The sequence below is a fragment of the Flavobacterium sp. genome, from assembly GCF_044341265.1.
GTDB lineage: Bacteria > Bacteroidota > Bacteroidia > Flavobacteriales > Flavobacteriaceae > Flavobacterium.
Map to the genome: position 1 here is coordinate 123,953 of NZ_JBIISA010000001.1, position 24,968 is coordinate 148,920.

The following is a 24,968-nucleotide window of genomic DNA, read 5'->3' on the forward strand; positions in this document are numbered from 1 at the left end:
GTTTTTTATTTTTATACTATGAAACTTATTTATCAACTTATATCGTTATTTTTTTTCTCATTTGTAGTTGCTCAAGTAAAAAATGAATATGCTACAATTGATGCAGTTATGAATAAAATTCCAGCAGAAAAAACAACATCCACTTCAGATATAGCCGATTATATTACTCTCAATTTTAAATCAGAATCGGATAAAATTAGAGCCGCATTTTATTGGACTGCAAACAATATTAGTTATGATATTGAAAACATGAATGAACCAAATTTTGTTTATTCCTCTTCAGAAAAGATTGCAAGTGCATTAAAAAACAAGAAAGGCGTTTGTATTCATTATGCTGAGGTTTACAATGAAATAGCAAATAAACTAGGTATTAAGACTGTTATTGTGGTAGGTTATACGAAGCAAAATGGTGTTGTTTCTCCAATTGGTCATGCATGGAATGCTTCTAAAATTGAAGGTAAATGGTTTCTTTTTGATCCAACTTGGGGTGCAGGTTACGTCAATAATTTGAAGTTTTATAAAAAACTAAATAATAATTTTTTTAAAGCATCAGCTGCTAAAATGATTCAAACGCATATGCCATTTGACTATTTATGGCAATTTTCTAATGAGCCGATTACAAACCATGAGTTTTTTAGTGGAATTATACAAAAAGATAAACCTAAAATGAATTTTAATTTCGATTCAGAAATTGAAAAATATGAAACACATCCAAAGGAAGAACAAGCATTTGAAGCAGCTGAACGCATCGAAAAAAATGCTGTCATTAATAATCTAATTGCTGAATATTTGGCTTCAAAAAAAGAGGAATTTAATGTGATTCGTCAAAATAAGAACATTGAAAAAGTAGCACAAATTGTATTAGACTATAATAGTGCAGTGGCTTCTTTAAATGATTTTGTTTTTTATAGAAATAATAAATTCAAACCACAATATTCAGACGAAATCATTAGTGAAATGATAAATACTCCACTGAATGCATTAAAAAAATGTCAAGATGCTATTTATGGTGTAGGTTCTGTTGGAAAAGATAATGCATCCAACTTGAAAACGCTTAAATCACAAATGGCTCAAAACATCAAAATAGCAACAGAACACGCTCAGTTTGTTAAAGATTATTTGAGTAAAAACAAAGTACAAAGAAAATTGATGTTTACAAAAACTAGATAATTATTTAGCTTTCTTATAAAGAATTTGCATTGTAGTTCCTTTGTCAATCTCTGAATGGGCTACTTTTATTTTTCCATTATGATATTCCTCAACAATTCTTTTTGTTAGTGATAAACCCAATCCCCAACCACGTTTTTTAGTAGTAAATCCTGGTTCAAAAACACGTCTGTATTGATTTTTTGGAATACCTTTTCCAGAATCGATTACATTGATTTTTATGTTTTGACCTTCTTTTTCAATCATGATTTTCAATTTGCCTCTGCCTTTCATAGCATCAATAGCATTTTTCATCAAATTTTCAATGGTCCAACTATGTAAAGCCGGATTGATAGAAACCAATATCGGATTTTTTGGAGCAGAAAAGGTAAACTCAACTTGTTTCGAAAAACGCGATTTTAAATAATCAAACGAATTTCTAGTTTCTTCAACGATATCTTTTGTTTCCAATACTGGTTCTGAACCAATTTTAGAAAATCGTTCAGTTATTGTCTGTAATCTGTTGATGTCTTTTTCAATCTCAGAAACAGTGGTTTCGTCAACATTATCAGCTTTCATTATTTCAAGCCAACCAATTAAAGAAGATAAAGGCGTTCCAATTTGATGTGCAGTTTCCTTCGCCATTCCTGCCCAAAGCTTATTTTGGGTGGCCATTTTAGTGCTTTTATAAAAATTGTAAACAACTGCTCCAAACAAGAAAATAATGAATAATAAAGCGATTGGGTAATATTTTAGTTTATTCAATAAAGAGGAATCACCATAATATAAATTATGCGTTCGACCTTCAGAAATTTTCATCACAATAGGGTCATTCTGGTTTTTTAGTCGCTGTAAAAAGTTTCTTAATTTGGTTTTGTCATTTACAATATCATCATCAATATTTATCTTATTTATAATAGAATCCTTTTCGGTAACTATGATAGGAATATTTGCAGTTTGTATAATTTGCAAAGGCAATTCCAAATCGGCATCTAAATCATCTGTATTTATTTTTTTTTGTGATAAAGCCCAATGTTGCATTTTGACACGCTCTTCTTGCTTAAAAATTTGGAAAAACGAATACGTATTCCACAAAATAAGAGAAACAATCACAAATGAAGTGATGATGATTATCCAACGTGTTGTGTTTCTTCTATCGGAGAATTGCATATTTAAAATTTGTTTAAAAGTAATGATTTTTTTCAAATTGAAATTGATTTTTCAAATTGCCATTGTCATTGAATTCTTATCTTTGTAAAAATTCCAAATTTTATGCTAACAATTGATCCAAAAGAACTTTCTCCAATGAAATTGCAAGGTTATTTGCAAAGTGCTATTGCGCCAAGACCAATTGCATTTGCAAGTACAATTGACAAAAACGGAAAGCCGAATTTATCACCGTTTAGTTTTTTCAATATTTTTAGTTCTAATCCACCAATTTTGGTTTTTTCTCCAGCGCGAAGAGTCAGAAATAATACAACGAAACACACTTTAATTAATTGTGAAGAAACACGTCAAGTAGTAATCAATGTTGTGAATTTTGATATTGTGCAACAAATGTCTTTATCAAGTACAGAATATCCAGATGGTGTAAATGAGTTTGCAAAATCGGGTCTGACTCCCATTCCATCAGAAATAGTAAAACCTTATCGCGTTGCCGAAAGTCCGGTGCAATTTGAATGTAAAGTCAATCAAATTATCCCATTAGGTACTGAAGGTGGAGCCGGAAATATGATTATTTGTGAAGTGGTTAAAATGCACATCAATGAATCGGTTTTAGATTTAGAAGGAAATATAGATCCAATGAAAATTGACTTGGTTTCAAGACTTGGTGGTAATTGGTATTCAAGAGCCAATCAAGGACTTTTTGAAGTAGAAAAACCATTGACAACTTTAGGAATAGGAGTAGATGCAATTCCAGAATTTGTGAGAGAAAGCCCTATTTTTAATGGGAATGATTTAGGAAAATTAGGAAATGTAGAAGCATTGCCAACCAATGAAGAAATTACTATATTTGTAAAACAAAATTTTGAAGTGAAAGGTGTTTTGAGTGCTGATGATGAGGTTAAAAAACACCAATTAGCCAAAGAATATTTAGATAAAAACGAGGTGCTTACCGCTTGGAAAGTGCTTTTAGCAAAACAATAAACAATAATATTATGGAAGTTTCAGGAAAAGTAAAAGTAGTAAGCGCAGAAATTCAAGTTAGTGCTACTTTCAGAAAAAGAGAATTAGTGGTAACTACAGATGAGCAGTATCCACAACACATTATGATTGAATTTACTCAAGATAAAAGTGATTTATTGAATAATGTTGCCGTTGGTGATGCGGTAAAAGTTTCTATCAATTTAGGTGGAAGAGAATGGGTGAATCCTCAAGGAGAAACTAAATATTTTAATTCAATAAGAGGTTGGAGAGTTGAAAAACTTCAAACAGAAGCTCCAGCAGCAGCTCAACAAATGCCTCCAATGCCAGCAGCAGAAGCATTTGCTCCAGCAACTGATTTTAAAGAAGAAGAACACGACGATTTACCTTTTTAATTGAAAATTAAAAAGTAAATAACAAGTTTCAATATCCAAATTCCAAATAAGTTCCAATTTATAAAAATTCAATTTTCAAAACCTACTTGTGTTTAGAATTTTTGATTTTGAAATTTGAATTTTGTTTGGAATTTGTCATTTATTATTTGGAATTTTCTCTTATGTATTTCCTAACCAAAGAACTTTATTTTCCACCAGTTGAAGAAGCTTCGTATGAAGGAATTCTTGCTGTTGGAGGTGATTTGTCTGTAGAACGATTGCTTCTTGCCTACAATAATGGAATTTTTCCTTGGTTTGATGCTGACGAACCCATTCTTTGGTGGTCACCAAGCGAACGAATGGTTGTGAATCCAAAGGATTATAAAGTCTCTAAAAGTCTTCGAAATATTATTAATCGGAATATTTTTGAAGTGACTATCAATAAAGATTTCGAATCGGTTATCAAAAATTGTCAAGAAATTGAAAGAAAAGATCAAGATGGAACTTGGATTTCTAATGATATTATTAAATCGTATACCGAATTATATCAATTAGGAAAAGCAAAATCATTTGAAGTTTGGCAAAATGGCGAACTCGTTGGTGGATTGTATGGAGTTGATTTAGGTCATGTATTTTGCGGAGAAAGTATGTTTTCTAAAGTACCAAATGCAAGTAAAGTAGCTTTTGTGAAATTGATTGAATACTTAAAACAAAACAACTACAAACTTTTGGATTGCCAAGTTCATAACGACCATTTAGAAAAATTAGGAGCTTTTGAAATTTCGAGAAATGCTTTCATGATGATTTTGAAGAGTTAGTTCTCTTCTTCATGAAAACTTGATTTTATTTTTCTTTTTGTAAGATGATAGTAGATAATAATATTGTCGAATAGAAGCGCAATTATTAATGAAAGCGCTGCGAAAAGAAGGATTTTCAGTTCGTATTTTTCATAGAAAATTCCTCCAAGAACACAACCAAGAAAAAAGAAAGTAATAATAGAAAGTCTTAGAAAAATACTTCTGCGTAATCGCGATTTTTCAACTGGTTTTCTGTAGAAAAAAAGTTGTGATAATTCAATGCCCAAATCAGTAAATAATCCTGTAAGATGTGTTGTTCTTACTACAGACTGCGAAATTTGAGTAACTAACGCATTTTGAATTCCCATCGAAAAAAGCAATAAATAAGCAATGTATTCTTGATGTTTTACAAATCCAAACCCAATGATTAGCAAAATAGTAACTTCGATTATCATTGGAAAAGCATGAGCAATTCTAGGTTTTTTTAATGAAGTGATTTCGATTAATGTATTGCAAGTAAAAGCACCAAACAAAAATGACAAAATGAATAGGAGGAAAGTAATAGCTTTTGAATAGTTTTTCAAAGAAATTTCCTCAGCAAAGTATGCAAAATGGCCTGTGACATTTGTTGTTAAAGTCGCTACAGAAAGTACACCTGCAATATTTACAATTCCTGCAATAAATGAAAGATTGGAAGCAAGTCGTAAATTGTGTAAAAACGTTCTTCTACTTCCTTTGTGGCGAAACATGTTTTATTGTTTTAACTAAAGGTAGTGATTTTAATCATCAAATAACGAAAATAGTTTAGTAAATCTACTTCTGCGTCCAACAATCCATCACGTGGTCATTTACCATTCCTGTGGCTTGCATGTGAGCATACACAACGGTTGAACCTACAAATTTGAATCCGCGTTTCTTTAAGTCTTTACTAATTTCATCGGAAAGTGGCGTAGTTGCTGTAACTTCTTTTAAGGATTTTCTGTTGTTTTCAATGGGTTTTCCTTCAGTGAAATTCCAAATGTATTTAGAGAAACTTCCAAATTCTTTTTGCACTTCCATAAAGGCAATGGCGTTTGAAATTGTTCCTCTTATTTTCAATTGATTTCTAATTATTCCAGCATTTTGAAGTAATTCTTGCACTTTTTCTTCACCATAATTTGCAACCTTTTTGTAATCAAAATTATCAAACGCTGCTCTGAAGTTTTCTCTTTTCTTCAAAATGGTATACCAACTCAATCCTGCCTGAAAAGTTTCTAAAATTAAAAATTCAAATAATTTTTCGTCATCATAAACAGGTTTTCCCCATTCGTTATCATGATAATCTCTATATAAATCGTCTTTTTCGCACCAAGCGCAACGTACTTTATTTTCCATCTTTGGCTAAATATTGTTCTATCAAAAAATGTCCTAAATAGATCATTGGCGTCATCAAAATTGCAATCACTAATTTAACAGAATATCCAGTGAATCCTGAAATAATATAGGTTTTTCCATCCATAATTCCAGGCAAATAAAATGCAATTCCGAGTACAATAAAACTATCAAACAGTTGTGAAATTACAGTAGAACCAGTACTTCTCAACCAAATCATTTTATTGCCAGTTCTGTTTTTTACTAAATGAAAAATGGTAACATCAATTAATTGTGAAACTAAAAATGCAGCTATACTTCCAATAATTATCAATTGACTTTGTCCAAAAACGGCCGTAAATTGTTCAGTTGTAACCGAACTAATTCCAGTCGAAGGAATTTTAATTGCAAAAAACAAAATTATAAAGGTATAAGCAATCAATCCAGCTGTAATAAGCGAAAGTTTCTTAACGCCTTTTTCGCCAAAGTATTCGTTGATTAAATCGGTTGTGATAAAAACAATGGGCCAAGGCAAAATTCCAATGCTCATCGGAACTCCAAAAACATCAATCAATTTTCCGCCAGTTAGTTCAGCAACAATAGCATTAGTGATAAAAATACCAGCTAGAATTACATAAACAATATCTTTTCTTCTTTGAAACATGGTTCTTTTTGAAGTTTAGTATTAATCATACAAATTAAAATTCATACGATCGATGTTTTTTTCAAATGTTGCCCTTCTGTGCTCTTCATTTAAGGCTTTATTTGTAATCGCATTGATGCGTTTTGTAATATCATCATCGTCTTCAAGCTTCTTTTTATCATAAATTTTGTAAGCTAAAGGATTGATTTTTCCTTTTTCACTTAAAAAAGCAATCGTGTAGATATAGGTGTTTTTAATTTTTCGATAACTACTTGTTTTGTTGAATTTATAAAAATAAAGAGTAATTTCTTTGTTGTTTTTTGTTTCAATTCGTTTTTCAATAAATTCAATAGAATCCTTGGTTTTAAGATTTTCAAAACTTAAAATGGCAGATTCAACAATTTCATCTTCTGTTAGCGTTGGCAGCAAATTGAATTTGTCTTTGTAATGTAATAACAGAATTGTAGCAAATTTTGTCTTTTCATTTTCTAATGTTGATAAAATTTCCTCTTTGCTAATTTTATCGTTTACAACACCCAAACGCAATAATTCAACATTTAATTCTGGTATATCCAATCCTTTTATTTTCTGAAATAAAGCCTCTGTGTCTTTGTCTGATTGAAAATTGTATAATAAATCAATATAGTTTATCAAATCATCAACAGGAGCTGAAGTTTCCTCTGAATTGTAATCTTCTTCATCTCCATCAATTGCAACTGCAACTGTAGTATCAACAGCAGTTTCATAAGAGATATCATCTGCTAAATCCATTTCTTCTTCTGGTTTGATGTTTTTTTCTTTCCAGCTTACGACTCTTTTGTATTCTAACTTGGCATTGGTTAAAACCATTTTCTTGAAAGAACTGATTTTCTTTGGAGAAATTAAATTTTTGTCAAACAATGAGTTACATAAATTTAATGTAGGTTTGTTGTATTCCTTAATGCTATAAAATTGGAATATTTTCGGAAACAATTCTTTGCTGTTTTCTAAATCTAAATCAAACAGACTAAACAAGCTTGTTATATCATATTGCTTGTCGGTTATCGGTAAATCGTATTCTAATAATTCAATTATTTTCTGATAAGCCGCTTTTGATTTTTGACGAGTTAAAGCTTTTAAAATTTCAATTTGAGTATTGGTTTTTGTTTTTTCATCTTTATATTTTGCTTCCAAATACGGAATTGTTTTAGGATTCTTTAAAGCACCAATTCGCATCAATAAACTTGAAGGTGCTTCTTTTTCAGATTCTTTAAACTTGAATGTGTCTATGAAGTTAGTAACAGCATCAAAATCTTTATCGGCAATTTTTAATTCATCAATAGATTCCATCGCTGAGAATCGGATAGTGTCTTTTTTACTATTTACATCATTTAAAAACAAATCAAATTTATCTTCAAAAATGGAAGTGGTGTCTTTAGAAGTGGGTTCTAAGGAGCTAAATGTTTTTTCTATAAAGGCATCATCATTTTTATAATCTCTCTCAATTAAAGTTTGCATTTTATAGTAGGCATTTCCTTTTACAAAAGTTTTATATTTTATTGCTTGAGTTGCATTTGACTTTGATACAACGGCTTCAAAAATATGTGTATTATCTTCCTTATTGAAATTGTATGATTTTGAAAGAAATTCATATTTCTCATCATTTTTTTCTACTAAATCAAACCACTTTGAATAGGAAAACCCCTTTTTATAAATAAAATTATAAATCAAAGATTCATTAGATTGATAATCATAGTCTTCATCATAGTCTTCTTCATAATTTTCCTCGAAATTTTGAAATCTACCATGTGAATCCATAAATGATTTATAATCTTTGGAATAGTCCCTAAAAAAATAATTTTTTAAGGAATCTAAATTTTCAAAAGACTCATATTTGTGAAATTTATTGTATTCTAAATCTATATCTCTGCCATTGTCTGCATAGAAAGTATAATTTTTGTTTCTTGATAAAAAGGAGTTTTTAGTTTTAAATTCATAATCTTCAAAATTCAAAAATGTTTTTTTATTGATTTTTTCTGGAATCTCAACTTTAAAATCGTTTACAGTATCGTTATAAACTTTATTAATTACAATTCGACCATTTTTAGTAAAATCAAATGATTGGAAGTAATTATCTGTGTTTTTGTCTGAGGCATTTACAGTTCCAAGAAGGAAATATTTGTTACCTTTAATAAAGGTTTTTAGTCTAATTTTTTTCTCACCAATCTTTGTCGATGATTCGTTTGTTGAAGTGTTGTGTGTTACATCGTCCAACTCATTTTGCATGTAAAATTCTGCTTGTATTTGTTTGTGTTCATAGGCAGTATTTTCAAGTTCTGCAGTTCCGTTAAACGATTCTTCGGTTAAAAAATAAAAAGCATTTTCAGATTTATCAAAAGATTGAATTGTGATATCGTTATCAATTTTATCAACTTCATTACCATGTATGACGCTGTAAGAAGGTATTTTTACACTAAAGCCACCTTTTAACGGAGTAAAACTATCCCAAGAGCTTTGTAGATTTTTAATTTCAATTTTGTCAAATAGTTGGTTTTCATATTGTCTTACATAGTCACCTGTACCTGTCATTGAAACAGCAATAATTTCTAAAGGTGTAATGTAATATCTGTAGCGTTGTGCATTGCCAGATTTTGTTTTGTTTTTTATGTCGTATCCTTTGTAGTTTTCTGTTTCAAAAAACTTTTTTTCAATGATAGTTCCTGCAATATTCTCAAAGAAAAGACTGTCTAATGCTTTTGGATTGAATGTGTCATCTTTTTTCTTTAAAAAATAATTCAATGGTATTCTGTTTATGTTTACAGAGCCACCATTTGTCAAATCAATACAAGCTGTTACTTCGTTTATAGTTCTCGGATTTTTAAACAAAGGCATTTTTAGCATTCCATCTTTAGTAGTAAAAGGATTCAATACTGGATTTGGAAAATACTCTTCAATTGTTTTTTTCTGTTTTTCTCCAACAGTTGTAAGTACATCTATTATTGGTTTTACAGTATATCCTTTTTTGATTAAAAGTTGTAAAACACCCTCTTTTCCTGCTAAATGCGCAGCACCAACAGCAGCAAATAAACTTCCGGTTTTAGCAATTGAATCAATGCTGTTTGCCATAGTAACATTTCGTTCTGTAATTAAAATGTTATGCGATTTTTTAGAGTAAATCAATTTATAAATAGAGTCTAGCATTACGATGTCTTTCTCTCTATAAAAATCATTAGATACCGTTTGGAAGTTTCTGTTTTTTAATATTTTCATTAAAGCCATTCTCACTTCTTCTTTTGGCTCTTCCATGTCGTTTTGCATTTTCATCACTTTAAGAAATGACTCCTGTGCATCTTCTAGACCAGTTACTTTTTTGTTATATTTTTTACCAGTTTGGTGTATAAACATATCAAGAACGGTGTTTTCTTGAAAGTCAGCTTGTTCGCTGTTGTTTCCAGAAGTCATCGTGTTGTAGATATTTACATTAGAAAACAATGGATACAATGCTTCTTTTTTTAATGGCGCAAGATTGAAACGACTATAAAGTTTTTGTGAGTTCTCATTTTCTTGGTTGGTCAACAAATCAAATAGTACTTCCCAACTTTCAGGATTGCTTTCGTTACTCACGATATCGGCTTCTAGCAAATGTTTATAAAAAGCGTCTGAAAGGTGATAAGAAATCTTTTCATTTACATGCATGGTACCATATAAATAAGACTTTTTAGCTAAGCCGTTTCCGGAAATTTCCCAAAGCAAAGTTTTTTCAGTTTGAGCAATAGAAGTAAAACTCAATAATAATAAGAAGGCAGCGAATATCTTTTTCAAAGTGTGTGATTTTTAAACAAATATAATTAGAAAATAGTCATTTCAATATAACGGCTAAATTTTTCATATATTTTTTGTGAAGATAAATAAAATAAAAAAACCTCGATTCAATTAAGAACCGAGGTTTATATTGTTTGAATTACTTTGTACTTCGTACTTCGTAAATCGTACTTTATATTTATCCTAAAGCAACTCTTCTGAAACCTGTAACAGTTAAACCACCGTCAACAGATTTAATGTAAGAAGCAACGCTCATAGAACCATCTTTAATATAATCTTGGTTTACTAAAGTGTTGTCTTTGTAGAAACGTTGGATTTTACCTTTAGCGATATTGTCTAACATAGCTTCTGGTTTTCCTTCTTGACGTAATTGATCTTTAGCGATTTCAATTTCTTTTTCAATGATTGATGCATCAACACCAGCTTCATCTAAAGCAATTGGATTCATTGCAGCAGCTTGCATTGCTACGTTTCTTGCAGCTTCTTCAGCACCTTCAACATTAGCAGATAATGCAGTTAAAACAGCAATTTTGTTTCCAGCGTGAATGTATGAACCAACGAAAGCACCACTTAATCTTTCGAAAGAAGCGATTTCAATTTTTTCTCCAATAACACCAGTTTGCTCAATTAATTTGTCAGCAACAGTGATACCATTAAAATCTGAAGCTAAAAATGCTTCTTTAGTATCATAGTTTAATGCTTGGTTAGCTAAATCTGTAGCTAATTTTACGAAACCTTCATTTTTTCCAACGAAGTCAGTTTCGCAATTTAATGTGATAACAACACCAGAAGTTTTGTCAGCATTAACAACTGCGATTGCAGCTCCTTCAGTAGATTCTCTGTCTGATCTGTTAGCAGCCACTTTTTGACCTTTTTTTCTAAGGTTTTCGATTGCTAAATCAAAATCTCCATCAGCTTCTACTAATGCTTTTTTGCAGTCCATCATACCTGCACCTGTGATTGTTCTTAATTTATTTACGTCTGCAGCAGTAATTGTTGCCATTTTGTTTTTATTTTAAGATTAAAAATAATTTGTGTAAAAAAAGAAATTCCAATTTACAAATCCCAAACTCCAATTTTAATAAATCATCAAATAATTGATAATTTCTTGGAATTTGGAATTTATATTTTGGAATTTTCTGTGTTTTATTCTTCAGTACTTGTTTCAGTAGCTTCTACTTCTGGAGCAGCAGTTTCAACAACAGCAGCTTCTGGAGCAGCAACTTCTTCAACAGTTTCTACTTCAGTAGCATCATCAGCTTCTTTATCAGAAGTTCTGTTTGCTAATCCGTCTTTAACTGCGTCAGTAACTAAAGTTAAAATTTTGTCAATTGATTTAGAAGCATCATCATTTGCTGGAATAACATAATCTACCTCACGTGGGTCAGAGTTTGTATCAACCATTGCGAAAACTGGAATGTTTAATTTTTGTGCTTCTTTGATTGCGATGTGTTCAGCTTTGATATCTACTACGAAAAGTGCAGCAGGTAATCTAGACATGTCAGCGATAGAACCTAAGTTTTTCTCTAATTTCGCACGAAGACGATCAACTTGAAGTCTTTCTTTTTTAGAAAGCGTCATGAATGTTCCGTCTTTTTTCATTCTATCGATTGTTGCCATTTTTTTAACAGCTTTACGGATAGTAACGAAGTTTGTTAACATACCACCAGGCCATCTTTCTGTGATGTAAGGCATGTTACAAGCCAATGCTTTTTCTGAAACGATATCTTTTGCTTGTTTTTTGGTAGCTACGAAAAGTATTTTTCTACCAGATGCTGCAATTTTTTTCATAGCTTCACCAGCTTCTTCAATTTTTGCAGCAGTTTTATATAGGTTAATGATATGAATACCATTACGCTCCATATAAATGTAAGGAGCCATGTTTGGATCCCATTTACGAGTCATGTGTCCGAAGTGAACACCTGCTTCTAATAATTCTTTAACGTCAATTTTGTTTGCCATTGTGTAATAGTTTACGTTCCGTGTTATAGCAATTTTCAAGTAGTCACTTTCGGTATGTCTTGAAAATTTAGATGCTAAACTAATTCCCTTTTTATAAGGAATATCGACAACTTTGTTTTAAATTCAATTTTAATTGTAAAAATGTATCTGAAAAAATATTCTGATAAATATCGAATATTAACGTTTCGAGAATTGGAATCTCTTTCTCGCTTTTTTCTGACCGAATTTTTTACGTTCTACCATTCTTGGATCTCTTGTAAGTAATCCTTCTGGTTTTAAGATAGCTCTGTTTCCTTCGCCAACTTCACACATTACTCTTGCTAAAGCCATTCTTACAGCTTCTGCTTGTCCTGTTGAACCACCACCGTAAACATTTACTTTTACGTCAAAGTTGTTTACATTTTCTGTCATAGACATTGGTTGTAATACTTTGTACTGTAAAGTAGCTGTTGGGAAGTAAGTTGCAAATTCTTTTTTGTTTACAGTGATTTTACCTGTACCTTCAGTAACATAAACACGTGCAACTGCACATTTTCTTCTACCGATTTTGTGAATAACTCCCATTACTTTAAGTCGTTAAGGTTAACGGTTTTTGGTTGTTGAGCGCCATGTTTGTGCTCAGTACCAACATTTACATCTAAATTACGGAATAATTGTGCTCCTAATTTGTTTTTAGGCAACATTCCTTTTACAGCTTTTTCTACTAATAATGCAGGGTTTTTTTGTTGCATTACTTTAGCAGTTAAACTTCTTTGTCCTCCTGGATAACCTGTGTGTCTGATGTACGTTTTGTCATCTAACTTGTTTCCAGTTAAATTAATTTTCTCTGCGTTGATAACAATTACGTTATCTCCACAGTCAACGTGTGGTGAATAACTTGGCTTGTATTTACCTCTTAAAAGCATCGCGACTTTTGAAGCAAAACGACCTAAGTTATGACCTTCAGCGTCTACAACAATCCACTGTTTTTCAGCTGTGGCTTTGTTGGCAGAAACTGTTTTGTAGCTTAATGCGTCCATAATATTATTTTAATTAAACATTCCATTCCCAATTAAGGGAGTGCAAAAGTACAATTATTTATTATATATGCAAAAAGGATTTTGATTTTTAATTATTATTTTGAATTATAACGATTTATAGTATCCAAATTGATGGCTTATTAGCCCTGATTGAAGTGGAAATCCTTGTCTTTTTAGACAAGATTGGAACGTAAAGCAGGAAAATGGATTACAAAAATGCGCAAACCATTCGCTACTATCCATAATTTTCTTAAATTTACACCTTATATATATGTAAGATGAAATCGAAAGCCACTTTAAAACAAATTGCTAAGGAACTAGGAGTATCTGTTTCGACAGTTTCTAAGGCGTTGAATGATAGTCCGGAAATTAGTGAACCAACAAAAATTCGTGTTCAAGAATATGCGAAATTGAAAAATTACAAACCAAATGTTATTGGGTTGAACCTTAAAAATCGTTCTACCAAAACTATTGGTGTAATTATTCCGAATATTCTAAATCAGTTTTTTGCCAAGGTTTTTACCGGAATTGAAAAAGTTGCCGATGAAAAAGGATATAAAGTGATTACATGTATTTCTAACGAATCGATTGAAAAAGAAATTAGTGCGCTTGAAATGTTGAGTAATGGTACTATTGATGGATTTATTTTATCCATTTCGGAAGAAGCTCAAAAGTTGCAACAATTTGGTCATTTCAAATCGATTATCAACGAAGGTACGCCAATTGTGATGTTTGATAGAATTGCAGATGAAGTAAATTGTGATAAAGTTATCGTTGATGATTTAGATTCAGCGGTAAACGCAACAGAACATTTGATTAAAACAGGATGCAAGAAAATTGCATTGTTCTCGTCTATTGATAATTTGAGTGTTGGAAAATTGCGCGCTAAAGGTTTTTATAAAGCATTAGAAAATAACGGAATTAAAATCAATGAAAATTTAGTTATTTTAACTGAAACTGCAGAGGATTTTGATACCAAATCTTCAAATTTCTTTGATAAAAATAAAGTGGATGCTGTTTTTGCATTAGACGAACACGCTTCTGTCATGGCAATGAAACTAGGAATAAAAAAAGGATTGAAAATTCCAGATGAACTTTCTATTATTGGTTTTGCTGATGGTGTTTGGTCTAGAAGATTAACGCCAAGTTTATCAACAGTAAGTCAGCATGGTCCAGAAATTGGTGAAGTGGCTACTAAAATGCTAATAGAAAAATTAGAAAGCAAAGAGGAAAATTACAGTCACAAAACTACAATTGTAAAAACGGAATTACGTCAAAGAGAATCGACTAGGAAGATTTAATAGTTCCTTTTTTCTTATCATCATTCCAAGTGATGTAACCAATAATAGCGTTGAAAAGGTAAAAAACATATTTAGCAGTATTGGCTATATTCATTTGCAATATGTTTTGAACTAATTTGGTGATGTTGTAAAACTGCCACATAAACCAGTTGTCTGGATACATTCTGGCAGTGTTGAAAGTAGCACCAAAGGTTATTCCGGCAGGAATTGCTATAGCAAAAAACAATCTCCAATCAATTGGTTTTTCAGAAAGATATTTGAAAGCAATATAATTAAGAACCAAAGAGAATACAAAACCAAGAACTAAATTGCGATAAAATATAAAGTCAATAGAACGCAAAACGGTGCTTTTTTTCCAAGCTTTGAAAACCAAATAATTTCCAATAAAAGTTACTGGATAAGTTAAAATCGCACCAACATTTCCAAGTAAATAATCAATTGAACCACTCAAAAATGTATTGCAAGTCGCAAGAAAGTTTCCAATATTATTCTTTTTAGTAACTAATCGATTTCCAATCATTGATAATCCTGTATTGACGATAGAAACGTAACCCAAAAAGAAAACATAATTTTTACCTTGAAAAGTAAATTTGTATTCGGTATTGTGATAGCCTAAAACAATCGAAGCCGTAATCACGATTATCAATCCAATAATATCTAAATAGGTACTATTAGTTATTGATTTTATGGTTTTTATGGTTTTTTCTGAAAGCGAAAGTATTGACATTCAAATAAATTTCGACAAAGATAAATAAATTTAAAAGATTACTTGTTTTCGAGACAACTTAAACACCACAATCCACTTTGACCAAAACATTGAAAAGTAATATTTATAATAAAACCTCTTTTTGTTAATAAAAGAGCATACAAGTTTTCTTTAAAATTCATATCTTCTAAATCTAAAAACCAATTTTTTTTAGTTTTTATATCGTTAACAATTTTATCAATATTTATATTTTTTTTAAACTCATTGATTTCATTTTCAGAATAATAATATTTGTTTAAAATAGTAATTGCATCTATATTCTTAAACTCAAAATATCGAGATTTATAATTTTCTAATTTTGTGTGAGCTTCATTTTTAGAAATAGTATATTCATAGGCTAAAGCATCTCTTAAATCACTCTTCTGAATACAGATTTCTTTAATTAAATTACTATTCAAATCTTTAAAATTAATTAAAAGATAAATGTACTCTTCACCATTCCAAGCATTTACAGAAGTAATAAAATTATCATGCAGAATTTTTTCATCCACTTGACTGTAAATCAAATTAGACAAACTAAAAAAGAGGAAGAGAATTATTTTCTTCATTTTATTTTTTTATAATAATGAAAATTATAAACGCTATGACAAAAATTAAACATTTCAATTTAATCTATTCTATTTAGTTTGATGTAATCAGAGGGTGTTATTCCTACTTTGTTTTTGAAGGCATTATTAAAAGCAGATTTCGAATTAAATCCAACAATTGCACTAATTGCTTCAATGGTATAATTAGAATATTCTTTAGAAATCAATATTTTTTTTGCTTCTTCAATTCTATAGGAGTTAATAAAAGTTACAAAATTGCAATCAAGTGAATTATTTAATATGTTGGAAATGTAATTATTATTTGTATTGAGTGCTTTTGCTACATCATAAATAGTTAAATCTTTTTGTAAAAAAACTTTTTCATTTTCAATGTAGTCAACCATTTGATTTTTTAAAATTTCTCTTTTCTCATCATTAATTGAGTTTGTCTGCTTGTTTTGTTGATTTTCAACTTCAATAGTAATGTTTGTATTTTGAATAACAGAACTTTCTAGTTCAACCGTAATTTGAGCATCTCGTTGAAAAAAAGTATAAACCATAATCAAAAGAAATGGTAAATAAACTACATAAGGAGATGAATCTGGATTTAGAATAAAAAAACAAGCAACAAATGATAGGTATCCCAATAGGAAAAACAAAACCCAATTTAAACTTATCCCAATTTCATACGATAAAATGTTTTTAATTTGTTTTCGGTGTTTTATATACAATAAGATAGTATGTGTCAAATAATAAATATTGAGCGCAATAAATATAACTTTCAAACTAAAATAATTGGTGTAATCAAGGTTTTTTCGCAAAGATTCATCTACTTGATTATCTAAAGTTATGTAAGGATAAATATTAAAAATTAAAGATTGTAATGGAATAAAAAAGTGTGGTAAAACAGCATTAATTTCTTTGTATTTTTTTATTTTATCTGTTAAGGATGAGATATAAAAGTATATAATTACCGGCAAGGATAACATTATGAAATAAAAAGTGATTTCAATTAAGTAAAAATAACTTTGAATGAACGGATAAAATTCTTGTAAATATTGAAACAAGATAGCTATTAGAGCAAAGCAAAAAAACAAAAAGAACACACCTAAAATCTTGATGGAAATGGTGCTATTTTTTTTAACAAAGAAAAACTTAATACTCAAAAAAAGAGTTATTAGAATTGGGAGCATTAATAATATAATTTTCATGCCTTATGTTTTATTTTATAAAAATATAAAAAAAAGAATACATCAAGGATTTTACACAAAAATTGAGTTTTTTGTAGCGATTATAGAAATCAATACATTCTTATTGCTTTATTTTGATGGTAAAAAAAAAACATAGATAAATTTATGGTTTAATTTATTTTTATGAAAAATTCACTCTTTTTAGTTATTTTATTTTTGTGTTCTTTTGATATATATTCGCAAGTTGGTGTTAATACTACTTCACCAACAGCAACATTGCATGTGTATGGATCAACAACTTTACCTTCAGGAGGAGGAACGGTTAATTTGTTAAATCAAAATTTTAACTCTGCATACACTGTGGTGCATTCTAGCAACGCAATGAGTGGTTGCGCAGCACCTGCAACAAATGGTTGGGAACGTACTTTAGCTGGGAATGTAAATGCCAATTGTACTTCTTGTACAGGTGGATGGTTATATATTTATTCAGATGAAACAGGTTGTTTGCAAAATGCTACAGCTCGAATTGATTTTACATCAGCACCTACATCAACTACTGTTACTATCTCATTTAGCTATCGTTACAATAATTTTGGTGCTACAGGAGATACATTTAGAGCTTATTTATATAACAATACAACTAGTACACAAGTTGGTGCTAATTTAGTTGGTTTGCTTACAACAGATGCAAATACTAATTATTCTGGTTCTGCTACTGTTGTTGCAGGAAATAGTTATTCTTTACGATTTGAGTATATAGGCGATTTTGATTATGGAGCTTCAATAGATAATGTTCTAGTAACAGAAACAAGTGCACCAACAGGTGGAAACTTCACTTTTCGATTAGAAGATGGTACTCAAGGCGCAGGAAAAGTTCTTACTTCGGATGCTAATGGAAATGGATACTGGCAAACAGCTTCTGGAGGTTCTGGAACAGATAGCCAAACTTTAAGTATAGCTGGAAATACGTTGTCAATTTCAAACGGAAACTCAGTTACATTGCCAAGTGGAAGTGGTACCTATACCTTCACTAATGGATTAACAAATACTTCAGGAACAGTTAGATTAGGAGGAACCTTGACACAAGCTACGACTTTGAATTTAGACTCATATGATTTAAACTTTAATAGTAGTACTTCAGCAGCTTTTCCTGGGCAAATCAAATTTAATGGCACCAATAGAGTTATTATGGAAACTAATTTTGATGATGATTATATTAATTTTGGTGGTGGTTCAACTCTAGTCGATGGAGACGATGGTTTGACTTTTGTTGATTCTGGAGGTGATACTTATACTCGTGATTTTGCTCTTGGTTTTTATAAAGGCGCAGCTGGCGGCTCAGCTATGGCAACTGGTTCAATTGAATATATTGTAGATGGTTTGGATGAACTATTATTGGAAGCATCTAGCTTAAATCCATTAGTAGATAATGATACTCGTTTGGGTGGTTCTTCAAAAAGATGGACTGCTGTTTGGGCTTCAAATGGTACTATCCAAACCTCAGATATGAAACTTAAAAAAGAAGTTGTTGATTTAAAATATGGTTTGAAAGAAGTGCTGCAATTGAATCCTATTTCATACAAATGGAAAAGTAATAGTATTGGTAAAACTGCAATTCCCGATCAATTTCAAGAAACTAAATTGGGTTTTTCGGCACAACAATTATTAGATGTTTTACCCGAAGTTGTAGAAACACACTCTTGGTATCCGAAAGATGAGGAAGGGAATTTTGAAAGAAAACAAAATGAAAATTTAGGTGTAAGATACGCTGAAATTACACCAGTGATAGTAAAAGCAATTCAAGAGCAACAAGAACAAATAGAATCTTTAAAAGTTACTGTAGAAGAACTAAAAAAGCAAAATGAAATGTTATTGAAGTTGCTAGAAAAAAAATAGGATGATTAATGTGCTTCCAACCAATTTTTCCCAACACCAATTTCAACATCTAACGGAACATCCATTTTGAAGGCGTTTTCCATTTCGTGTTTAATCATTGGTTTGATTTTTTCTAATTCAGAGTTGTGAACGTCAAATACAAGTTCGTCATGAACCTGAAGTAACATTTTTGATTTCCAATTCTCAGAAGTTAATTTCTTATGAATATTAATCATCGCAATTTTGATAATATCAGCTGCTGAACCTTGAATTGGTGCGTTTACAGCATTTCGTTCTGCGCCACTTTTTACCATCATGTTTGCCGAATTGATGTCTTTTAAATAACGTCTTCTTCCTAAAACTGTTTGTACATAACCGTTTTCTCTTGCAAAATCTACTTGATTGCTCATGTAGGATTTTAGTTTTGGATAAGTTGCATAATAAGCATCAATTAACTCAGCACTTTCTTTTCTTGAAAGCGATGTTTGATTTGAAAGTCCGAATGCAGAAACACCATATATAATTCCGAAGTTTACCGTTTTGGCATTACTACGTTGTTCTTTTGTAACTTCTTCTAAAGGCACATTGAATACCTTTGCAGCTGTACTTCGGTGAATATCTTCATTATTTTGGAATGCTTTAATCATATTTTCTTCACCAGAAAGCGCTGCGATAATTCGAAGTTCTATCTGAGAATAATCGGCAGATAATAAGGTGTAATTTTCATTACGAGCAATAAATGCTTTTCTGATTAATCGTCCTCTTTCGGTACGAATTGGAATATTTTGCAAGTTCGGATTATTCGAACTCAAACGTCCAGTTGCTGCAACGGTTTGCATGTAATCGGTGTGCACGCGACCTGTTTTTTTATCGACTTGATTTGGTAACGCATCGATGTAAGTACTTTGCAATTTCACCATTTGACGCCAGTCGAGAATATCTTTCACAATTGGATTATCATTGGCTAAATAGCTTAAAATTTCTTCACCAGTTGCGTATTGACCGGTTTTGGTTTTCTTTTGTTTTGCTCCGCCAATTTTCATTTTGTCAAATAAAACGTCACCCAATTGTTTAGGTGAAGCCAAATTGAATTTTTCACCAGCGGTTTCATATATTTTTTGTTCCAATTCTGAACTTTCTTTTGCCATTTCAACCGACATTTCTTTCAAGAACGGAACATCAAGATTAATTCCTTCCAATTCCATTGCAGCCAAAACAGGAATCAACGGAATTTCGATTTCGTCAAATAACTTTTTGGTTTCAGCTTTGTCTAAAATCGGACTGAAATTTTGTTTCAATTGATACGTAACATCGGCATCTTCGGCAGCGTATTCTTTGATTTCTTCCAAAGCAACATCGCGCATCGATTTTTGATTTTTACCTTTTTTTCCAATTAAATCTTCAATTGATTTTGGCGAATATTTCAAATACGTTTCCGATAAAACATCCATATTGTGGCGCATATCAGGATTAATCAAATAATGCGCAATCATTGTATCAAATAATTTCCCTTTGATTTGAACTCCATAATTAGAAAGAATTTTCAAATCATATTTTATATTCTGACCAATTTTTTCGATGGTTTCATTTTCAAAAAATGGTTTGAATTTATCGACTAAAACCTGAGCTTCTTCTTGATTTTCAGGAAACGGAATATAAAACGCCTCGCCTTTTTGCCAAGAAAACGACATTCCAACTAGTTCAGCATTCAAGGCATCAATTCCGGTGGTTTCGGTGTCAAAACATACCGAAGTTTGATTGAGTAAATTTTGTAAAAACAATTTTGTACCCAATTCACCTTGAATTATGGTATAATTATGACTGGTGTTTTCTAAAGTTGCGTAAAACGAATTTGGTTTTGCATCATCACTTTCTTCATCTGAAAATCCGAACAAATCAAATTGATCTTCGTTAGATTTTTTTGCTGGAACTTTTTTTGCTGGTTGTGGAGTATCACTTGAAGTTCCATTTCCATTCGTATCAATTTCGTCGTATTCTTTTCCAGTTCCAAAATATTTATCGAATTGTGCTTTCATTTGACGGAATTCCAATTCGTTGAACAACGCATCAGTTTTTTCAACATCAGGTTTTGAAAGTTCAAAATCTTCGGCATTAAATTCAACCGGACAATCGAGTAGGATAGTGGCTAGTTTTTTAGACAATAATCCTAATTCGGCATTGGCTTCAATTTTATCTTTAATCGCACCTTTTAGTTGATGTGTGTTTGCTAAAAGATTTTCCATAGAACCATATTCTTTCAAGAATTTCTTAGCTGTTTTTTCTCCAACGCCAGGCAATCCCGGAATATTATCGGCTGCATCGCCCATCATTCCTAAGAAATCTATTACTTGTTCTGGTCTTTCGATTTCAAATTTTTCTAACACTTCTGGAATTCCCCAAATTTCAATGTCATTACCCATTCGCGCAGGTTTGTACATGAAAATATTTTCGGAAACCAATTGAGCAAAATCCTTATCTGGCGTGACCATAAAAACTTTGTAATCTTCTTTTTCTGCCTGTTTTGCTAGTGTTCCAATTAAATCATCAGCTTCAAAACCTGCCACTTCAATAATTGGAATATGCATCGCTTTCAATAGTTCTTGAATATAAGGAACAGCAATTTTAATAGCTTCTGGAGTTTCGTCACGATGTGCTTTGTATTCTTGGTACATTTCGTAACGATACGTACTTCCGCCTTTGTCAAATGCTACGGCTAAATGGTCGGGTTTTTCACGTTTGATAACGTCCATCAAGGCATTCATAAATCCCATAATGGCCGAAGTATCCATTCCTTTAGAATTGATTCTTGGGTTTTTTATAAAGGCAAAATAACCGCGAAATATTAGTGCGTATGCGTCTAGAAGGTAAAGGCGTTTTTGTGACATTTTATTATAATTAGAGTGTAAAAATAATAAACAAATCCTCATTTCGTGAAGTAAATTTTACCTTTCGTAAATTTTGTTAAAGCACATTGTTTGCAAAAGCTTTCTTTTACAGAAAAAATAGAAATTATGTCAGTACTTATAAAGAAAATTAATTTGAAAATGATGTTGTTAGCAATTGCAACAATTGTAATATTAGGATTGAATGTTTACAATATAGTTTGTTTGTAATTATCCTAAAGGAATATTAACAACAACTTTTGTTCCAACAATTTCATTGTTTTCTAATTCATCGGAATAGGTAATTAATTGCTTTATAGAATGGTTTTCATTTAGTAATTCTAATCGTTGTGCAATTGATTCTGTTGAAAACGATCGATGTTTACTTTGGTTTTTAGCTTTGATTTCAGCCGATTTTGTTCTTCCAATTCCGTTGTCGATGATGGTGCAAACTATGTATTCTTCATTTTCATCTAAGTCAAAATCTATGCTAATTGTTTTCAATCCGTTTTTGTGCATCAATCCGTGTTTGATACTGTTTTCTATAAAAGGTTGCAGTAACATTGGCGGTAATTTATGATAATCTTCATCAATGGTATCGGAAGTTGAAATGGTGTATTCAAAATCTTTTGCGAAGCGCATTTTTTCTAAATCGAGATATTTTGTTAAAATATCAATTTCGGTTGCAATTGTGATTTGTTTTTTGCCAGAAACTTCTAAAATTTGACGCGTTAAATAGGTAAAATTGCTCAGTTGTTCGTTGCCTTTCAGTTTGTCGCCATACATAAATTGTTCTTGAATACTGTTGAGCGCATTAAAAATAAAATGCGGATTCATTTGACTTTTCAAAGCTTTGAGTTCGCTGTCTGTGGCTTTCTTTTCGGCTTCAAGGAGTTTTTCGGCTTCGGCAAGTTTGGTTTCAAGTAGTTCATTTTTCTTTTTTTCTTTAAATCTAAAGAATAAGAAATAGGCTAAAATGGCTAAAGCTAAAAAGGAGATAATGAAACTGTTGATAAGAATAGTTTTCTTGTTGGATTGAAGCTCGGCTATTTTCTTTTTCTGGTTTAATTCTTTGATTTTAGCTTCTTTTTTTTCGGTTTCGTACTGGTAAGTTGCTTTTAACGCAATGTCTTTACTTTCATCAAAATAGATTTTTTCACCAATATCAGCAGCTATTTTTTTGAAATTGAAAGCGTTTTTATAATCGTTTTGTTTGGAATAAATATCACTTAAAATCTCAGCTGCATCTTTTTCGTCGGAAGTGTAATTGGTTTTTTTTGTTAAATTGTAACCTAATAAACCATATTCTTTTGCTTTGTCAAGTTGGTTTAATTTGTAGTAGGAGGTTGCAATTTTGATTGCGATTTTTGAAATATAAACATCACTGTTTAGTTTTTTAAAAATTTCATAAGCTTTAACATAGTTATTATTTGCTTCAGAGAAATTTTGTCTTTCAAAATAGATGTCTCCATAAATTTTAAAGCAAACAGCAATACGGTCAACATTATTTAATTTTGATGCAAGTTCAAAAGCTTGATTGTTAAATTGTAAAGCACTATTTAATTCTTTTCTTTTAATATTTGCTGATGCTAAACTATTTAAAACTAAAATTAAACGTTCGTTATTGTTGGTTTTTTTATCAATTTGCAAGCATTTTTCATAATATAGAGTACTTGTTTTGTAATCGTTTTGATTGTCAAAAATTCTTCCTAATGCAAAATAGGTGCGTTCTAAACCATCTAAATCATTCATTTTTTCGAATAATGGTAACGCTTCAAGGTTGTATTTTATGGCAAGAGCATTGTTTCCTAAGTTGTTGTGTGTAAATCCTAAATCGGTTAAAATATAAGCCAAGTTGGATTGATTTTTAGATCGTTTTGCAAAGTGATAAGCTTTCTGCATATAAACCAAAGTACTGTCTAATTTTCCTAAATAGTCAAATGCAGTTCCAATATTTTGAAGAGCTAAAGCGCTACCGTAATCATAATTTATTTTGGTAGTAATTTCTAATGATTTTCTATAGAATTGAATTGCTTTTTCAAACTCTTCGTTATAAATATAAAATGCGCCTTCGTTGTTAAAAGCAATGCTTAAGTACTTAGTATAAGTTTTCTTTAAAACAGGATTACTTTCTGATTTGCTTTTTTCTTGAGCTATTTTCTTTAATTCTTGATTGTATTTTATCCAAATATTATGGTCGTTTTCCGCTTCAATATTTTGGTCTAGTAAATAACATCTTGTGGTGTCACTTTTTTTGTAATTATCAAGTTTCGATTTTAAGTCATTAGTATTTTGAGCAAAAATAAAGTTGCCCAAAACAATTAGATTCAAGAATACTATTTTTTTTAAACGCATTTATAAAATGTTATTTAATTGCATAAATTCTTCAAATTCTTCTTTCTTCTCTCTTGAAATAGGAAGCAAAATTTTATCATCATAAGTTACTGATAGTCCGTCTTTTTTGCTGTATTTTTTGATCAAAGTAATGTTGACAAAATAAGAACGGTGAATTCTAAAAAAACGAGTGTCTGATGTAAGTAAATCTTCAAAATGTTTGATTTTTTTTACCGCCAAATCTTTTCCGTTTTTATGATGAATTGTGGTGTAAGAACCATCGGCTTCAAAATATAGAATATCGTTTAAGTCCATAAAAACAATGCCGTCACCAATGTGAATACCAATTTTCTTGATTTTATTTTCTAATAAATTTTCCTTCAGCACATCCATTGTGTTGGGTTGAAGATTTCTTTTAAGTTTTTCAGATACTTTTTCTACTGCTTCTTTTAATTTTGAAATTCCAATTGGTTTAAGAATATAATCTACTGCCGAAACTTCGAAAGCTTTGATGGCATATTCTGAATAGGCTGTGCAAAAAATAGTTTCAAAAGTGGGTTTGTTGAAGTAATCGAACAGCGCAAAACCATTTTCATTAGGCATTTCAACATCTAGAAAGACCAAATCAATTTGATTTTTATTAATGATTTTCACTGCCGATTTTACGTCTTCAGCATCAGCTATAATTTGTATTTCTGGACAATGATCTTCTATAAAATTTCGCAGTAATGATCTGGCATTGAGTTCATCATCTACAATAAGTGCTTTAATTGTGTTCATTGGTTGGTTTTGGTTTGACAATTTAAGAATTTATTTCAATCGAAAAACCGCCAACAAAAATTAATCTGTTGAGCGG

21 protein-coding genes are annotated in these 24,968 nt (G+C 30.8%); 6 read left to right on the forward strand and 15 right to left on the reverse strand.

The annotated features are described in order from the left end of the window. The first annotated feature begins 18 nt into the window (after nt 1-18). Nucleotides 19-1,170, forward strand: coding sequence for a transglutaminase domain-containing protein (locus ACIQ06_RS00585; protein ID WP_396142932.1), 1,152 nt, complete (start codon nt 19-21; stop codon nt 1,168-1,170). On the opposite strand, the gene ACIQ06_RS00590 is transcribed toward ACIQ06_RS00585, so the two are convergent. Continuing rightward, a complete protein-coding gene (locus ACIQ06_RS00590; protein WP_396143150.1) occupies nt 1,171-2,316 on the reverse strand; it encodes a sensor histidine kinase in 1,146 nt (381 codons plus the stop codon). A 102-nt stretch (nt 2,317-2,418) separates the two neighbouring features. Between ACIQ06_RS00590 and ACIQ06_RS00595 the strand changes: the two genes are divergently transcribed. The 3 genes from ACIQ06_RS00595 to aat all read left to right on the forward strand — a co-directional run bounded on the left by ACIQ06_RS00595 (nt 2,419) and on the right by aat (nt 4,483). After that, nucleotides 2,419-3,294, forward strand: coding sequence for a flavin reductase family protein (locus ACIQ06_RS00595; protein ID WP_396142935.1), 876 nt, complete (start codon nt 2,419-2,421; stop codon nt 3,292-3,294). An 11-nt stretch (nt 3,295-3,305) separates the two neighbouring features. After that, nucleotides 3,306-3,686, forward strand: a complete 381-nt coding sequence (locus ACIQ06_RS00600) for a DUF3127 domain-containing protein (protein ID WP_344815580.1) — start codon at nt 3,306-3,308, stop codon at nt 3,684-3,686. A 161-nt stretch (nt 3,687-3,847) separates the two neighbouring features. Beyond that, on the forward strand, nt 3,848-4,483 hold the full coding sequence (gene aat, locus ACIQ06_RS00605; protein WP_396142937.1) for a leucyl/phenylalanyl-tRNA--protein transferase: 636 nt from the start codon (nt 3,848-3,850) through the stop codon (nt 4,481-4,483). Here aat and ACIQ06_RS00610 read toward each other — a convergent pair. The 8 genes from ACIQ06_RS00610 to rplM all read right to left on the reverse strand — a co-directional run bounded on the left by ACIQ06_RS00610 (nt 4,480) and on the right by rplM (nt 13,237). After that, nucleotides 4,480-5,211: a YoaK family protein gene (locus ACIQ06_RS00610; RefSeq protein WP_396142939.1), complete on the reverse strand. Its 732-nt coding sequence runs from the start codon at nt 5,209-5,211 to the stop codon at nt 4,480-4,482. The genes aat and ACIQ06_RS00610 overlap by 4 nt on opposite strands. A 64-nt stretch (nt 5,212-5,275) precedes the next feature. After that, a complete protein-coding gene (locus ACIQ06_RS00615; RefSeq protein WP_396142941.1) occupies nt 5,276-5,836 on the reverse strand; it encodes a DNA-3-methyladenine glycosylase I in 561 nt (186 codons plus the stop codon). Further along, nucleotides 5,826-6,476 carry a queuosine precursor transporter gene (locus tag ACIQ06_RS00620; protein ID WP_396142944.1) on the reverse strand — a complete coding sequence of 217 codons (651 nt, stop codon included), beginning with the start codon at nt 6,474-6,476 and terminating at the stop codon, nt 5,826-5,828. Before ACIQ06_RS00620 ends, ACIQ06_RS00615 begins: the two co-directional genes overlap by 11 nt. A 21-nt stretch (nt 6,477-6,497) precedes the next feature. Then, complete coding sequence (locus tag ACIQ06_RS00625; RefSeq protein WP_396142946.1) at nt 6,498-10,256, reverse strand: TraB/GumN family protein; 3,759 nt, start codon at nt 10,254-10,256, stop codon at nt 6,498-6,500. A 178-nt stretch (nt 10,257-10,434) separates the two neighbouring features. Further along, the gene (tsf, locus tag ACIQ06_RS00630; RefSeq protein WP_396142948.1) at nt 10,435-11,259 is read right to left on the reverse strand and encodes a translation elongation factor Ts; all 825 of its coding nucleotides are present in this window, start codon (nt 11,257-11,259) and stop codon (nt 10,435-10,437) included. Nucleotides 11,260-11,402: 143 nt separating this feature from the next. After that, nucleotides 11,403-12,218 carry a 30S ribosomal protein S2 gene (rpsB, locus tag ACIQ06_RS00635; RefSeq protein ID WP_396142952.1) on the reverse strand — a complete coding sequence of 272 codons (816 nt, stop codon included), beginning with the start codon at nt 12,216-12,218 and terminating at the stop codon, nt 11,403-11,405. Between the two features lie 177 nt (nt 12,219-12,395). Then, nucleotides 12,396-12,782, reverse strand: a complete 387-nt coding sequence (gene rpsI, locus ACIQ06_RS00640) for a 30S ribosomal protein S9 (RefSeq protein ID WP_298307776.1) — start codon at nt 12,780-12,782, stop codon at nt 12,396-12,398. Beyond that, nucleotides 12,782-13,237, reverse strand: a complete 456-nt coding sequence (gene rplM, locus ACIQ06_RS00645) for a 50S ribosomal protein L13 (protein WP_298307779.1) — start codon at nt 13,235-13,237, stop codon at nt 12,782-12,784. Before rplM ends, rpsI begins: the two co-directional genes overlap by 1 nt. Nucleotides 13,238-13,515: 278 nt before the next feature. Between rplM and ACIQ06_RS00650 the strand changes: the two genes are divergently transcribed. Then, nucleotides 13,516-14,538 carry a LacI family DNA-binding transcriptional regulator gene (locus ACIQ06_RS00650; RefSeq protein ID WP_396142957.1) on the forward strand — a complete coding sequence of 341 codons (1,023 nt, stop codon included), beginning with the start codon at nt 13,516-13,518 and terminating at the stop codon, nt 14,536-14,538. Here the strand turns inward: ACIQ06_RS00650 and ACIQ06_RS00655 are convergent. Genes ACIQ06_RS00655 through ACIQ06_RS00665 form a run of 3 tightly spaced genes read right to left on the reverse strand, consistent with a single transcriptional unit; the run spans nt 14,525 to nt 16,811 of the window. Beyond that, nucleotides 14,525-15,265, reverse strand: coding sequence for a nicotinamide mononucleotide transporter family protein (locus ACIQ06_RS00655; RefSeq protein WP_396142960.1), 741 nt, complete (start codon nt 15,263-15,265; stop codon nt 14,525-14,527). The genes ACIQ06_RS00650 and ACIQ06_RS00655 overlap by 14 nt on opposite strands. A 38-nt stretch (nt 15,266-15,303) precedes the next feature. Further along, entirely contained in the window at nt 15,304-15,852 is a 549-nt protein-coding gene (locus ACIQ06_RS00660; RefSeq protein WP_396142963.1) for a hypothetical protein, read from the reverse strand. A 59-nt stretch (nt 15,853-15,911) separates the two neighbouring features. Further along, on the reverse strand, nt 15,912-16,811 hold the full coding sequence (locus tag ACIQ06_RS00665; RefSeq protein WP_396142965.1) for a helix-turn-helix domain-containing protein: 900 nt from the start codon (nt 16,809-16,811) through the stop codon (nt 15,912-15,914). Nucleotides 16,812-17,204: 393 nt separating this feature from the next. Here ACIQ06_RS00665 and ACIQ06_RS00670 point away from each other — a divergent pair, with 393 nt between their 5' ends. Then, nucleotides 17,205-18,917, forward strand: coding sequence for a tail fiber domain-containing protein (locus ACIQ06_RS00670; RefSeq protein WP_396142968.1), 1,713 nt, complete (start codon nt 17,205-17,207; stop codon nt 18,915-18,917). Nucleotides 18,918-18,922: 5 nt separating this feature from the next. On the opposite strand, the gene polA is transcribed toward ACIQ06_RS00670, so the two are convergent. From polA to ACIQ06_RS00685, 3 genes are all read right to left on the reverse strand, one after another. Next, a complete protein-coding gene (gene polA / locus ACIQ06_RS00675; protein WP_396142971.1) occupies nt 18,923-21,781 on the reverse strand; it encodes a DNA polymerase I in 2,859 nt (952 codons plus the stop codon). Nucleotides 21,782-22,009: 228 nt separating this feature from the next. Beyond that, nucleotides 22,010-24,133: a tetratricopeptide repeat protein gene (locus ACIQ06_RS00680; protein ID WP_396142973.1), complete on the reverse strand. Its 2,124-nt coding sequence runs from the start codon at nt 24,131-24,133 to the stop codon at nt 22,010-22,012. After that, nucleotides 24,134-24,892, reverse strand: a complete 759-nt coding sequence (locus ACIQ06_RS00685) for a LytR/AlgR family response regulator transcription factor (protein WP_396142975.1) — start codon at nt 24,890-24,892, stop codon at nt 24,134-24,136. Nucleotides 24,893-24,968: the final 76 nt, after the last annotated feature.

Bases quoted from the DNA above. Each gene is read 5' to 3' on its own strand.
- ACIQ06_RS00610 (WP_396142939.1), bottom strand. From the start codon at position 5,211: ATGTTTCGCCACAAAGGAAGTAGAAGAACGTTTTTACACAATTTACGA.
- ACIQ06_RS00620 (WP_396142944.1), bottom strand. From the start codon at position 6,476: ATGTTTCAAAGAAGAAAAGATATTGTTTATGTAATTCTAGCTGGTATT.
- rpsI (WP_298307776.1), bottom strand. From the start codon at position 12,782: ATGGGAGTTATTCACAAAATCGGTAGAAGAAAATGTGCAGTTGCACGT.
- ACIQ06_RS00685 (WP_396142975.1), bottom strand. From the start codon at position 24,892: ATGAACACAATTAAAGCACTTATTGTAGATGATGAACTCAATGCCAGA.
- ACIQ06_RS00595 (WP_396142935.1), top strand. From the start codon at position 2,419: ATGCTAACAATTGATCCAAAAGAACTTTCTCCAATGAAATTGCAAGGT.
- tsf (WP_396142948.1), bottom strand. From the start codon at position 11,259: ATGGCAACAATTACTGCTGCAGACGTAAATAAATTAAGAACAATCACA.
- ACIQ06_RS00650 (WP_396142957.1), top strand. From the start codon at position 13,516: ATGAAATCGAAAGCCACTTTAAAACAAATTGCTAAGGAACTAGGAGTA.
- ACIQ06_RS00670 (WP_396142968.1), top strand. From the start codon at position 17,205: ATGAAAAATTCACTCTTTTTAGTTATTTTATTTTTGTGTTCTTTTGAT.
- ACIQ06_RS00680 (WP_396142973.1), bottom strand. From the start codon at position 24,133: ATGCGTTTAAAAAAAATAGTATTCTTGAATCTAATTGTTTTGGGCAAC.
- ACIQ06_RS00660 (WP_396142963.1), bottom strand. From the start codon at position 15,852: ATGAAGAAAATAATTCTCTTCCTCTTTTTTAGTTTGTCTAATTTGATT.
- ACIQ06_RS00590 (WP_396143150.1), bottom strand. From the start codon at position 2,316: ATGCAATTCTCCGATAGAAGAAACACAACACGTTGGATAATCATCATC.
- rplM (WP_298307779.1), bottom strand. From the start codon at position 13,237: ATGGACGCATTAAGCTACAAAACAGTTTCTGCCAACAAAGCCACAGCT.
- rpsB (WP_396142952.1), bottom strand. From the start codon at position 12,218: ATGGCAAACAAAATTGACGTTAAAGAATTATTAGAAGCAGGTGTTCAC.
- ACIQ06_RS00585 (WP_396142932.1), top strand. From the start codon at position 19: ATGAAACTTATTTATCAACTTATATCGTTATTTTTTTTCTCATTTGTA.
- polA (WP_396142971.1), bottom strand. From the start codon at position 21,781: ATGTCACAAAAACGCCTTTACCTTCTAGACGCATACGCACTAATATTT.
- aat (WP_396142937.1), top strand. From the start codon at position 3,848: ATGTATTTCCTAACCAAAGAACTTTATTTTCCACCAGTTGAAGAAGCT.
- ACIQ06_RS00615 (WP_396142941.1), bottom strand. From the start codon at position 5,836: ATGGAAAATAAAGTACGTTGCGCTTGGTGCGAAAAAGACGATTTATAT.
- ACIQ06_RS00600 (WP_344815580.1), top strand. From the start codon at position 3,306: ATGGAAGTTTCAGGAAAAGTAAAAGTAGTAAGCGCAGAAATTCAAGTT.
- ACIQ06_RS00655 (WP_396142960.1), bottom strand. From the start codon at position 15,265: ATGTCAATACTTTCGCTTTCAGAAAAAACCATAAAAACCATAAAATCA.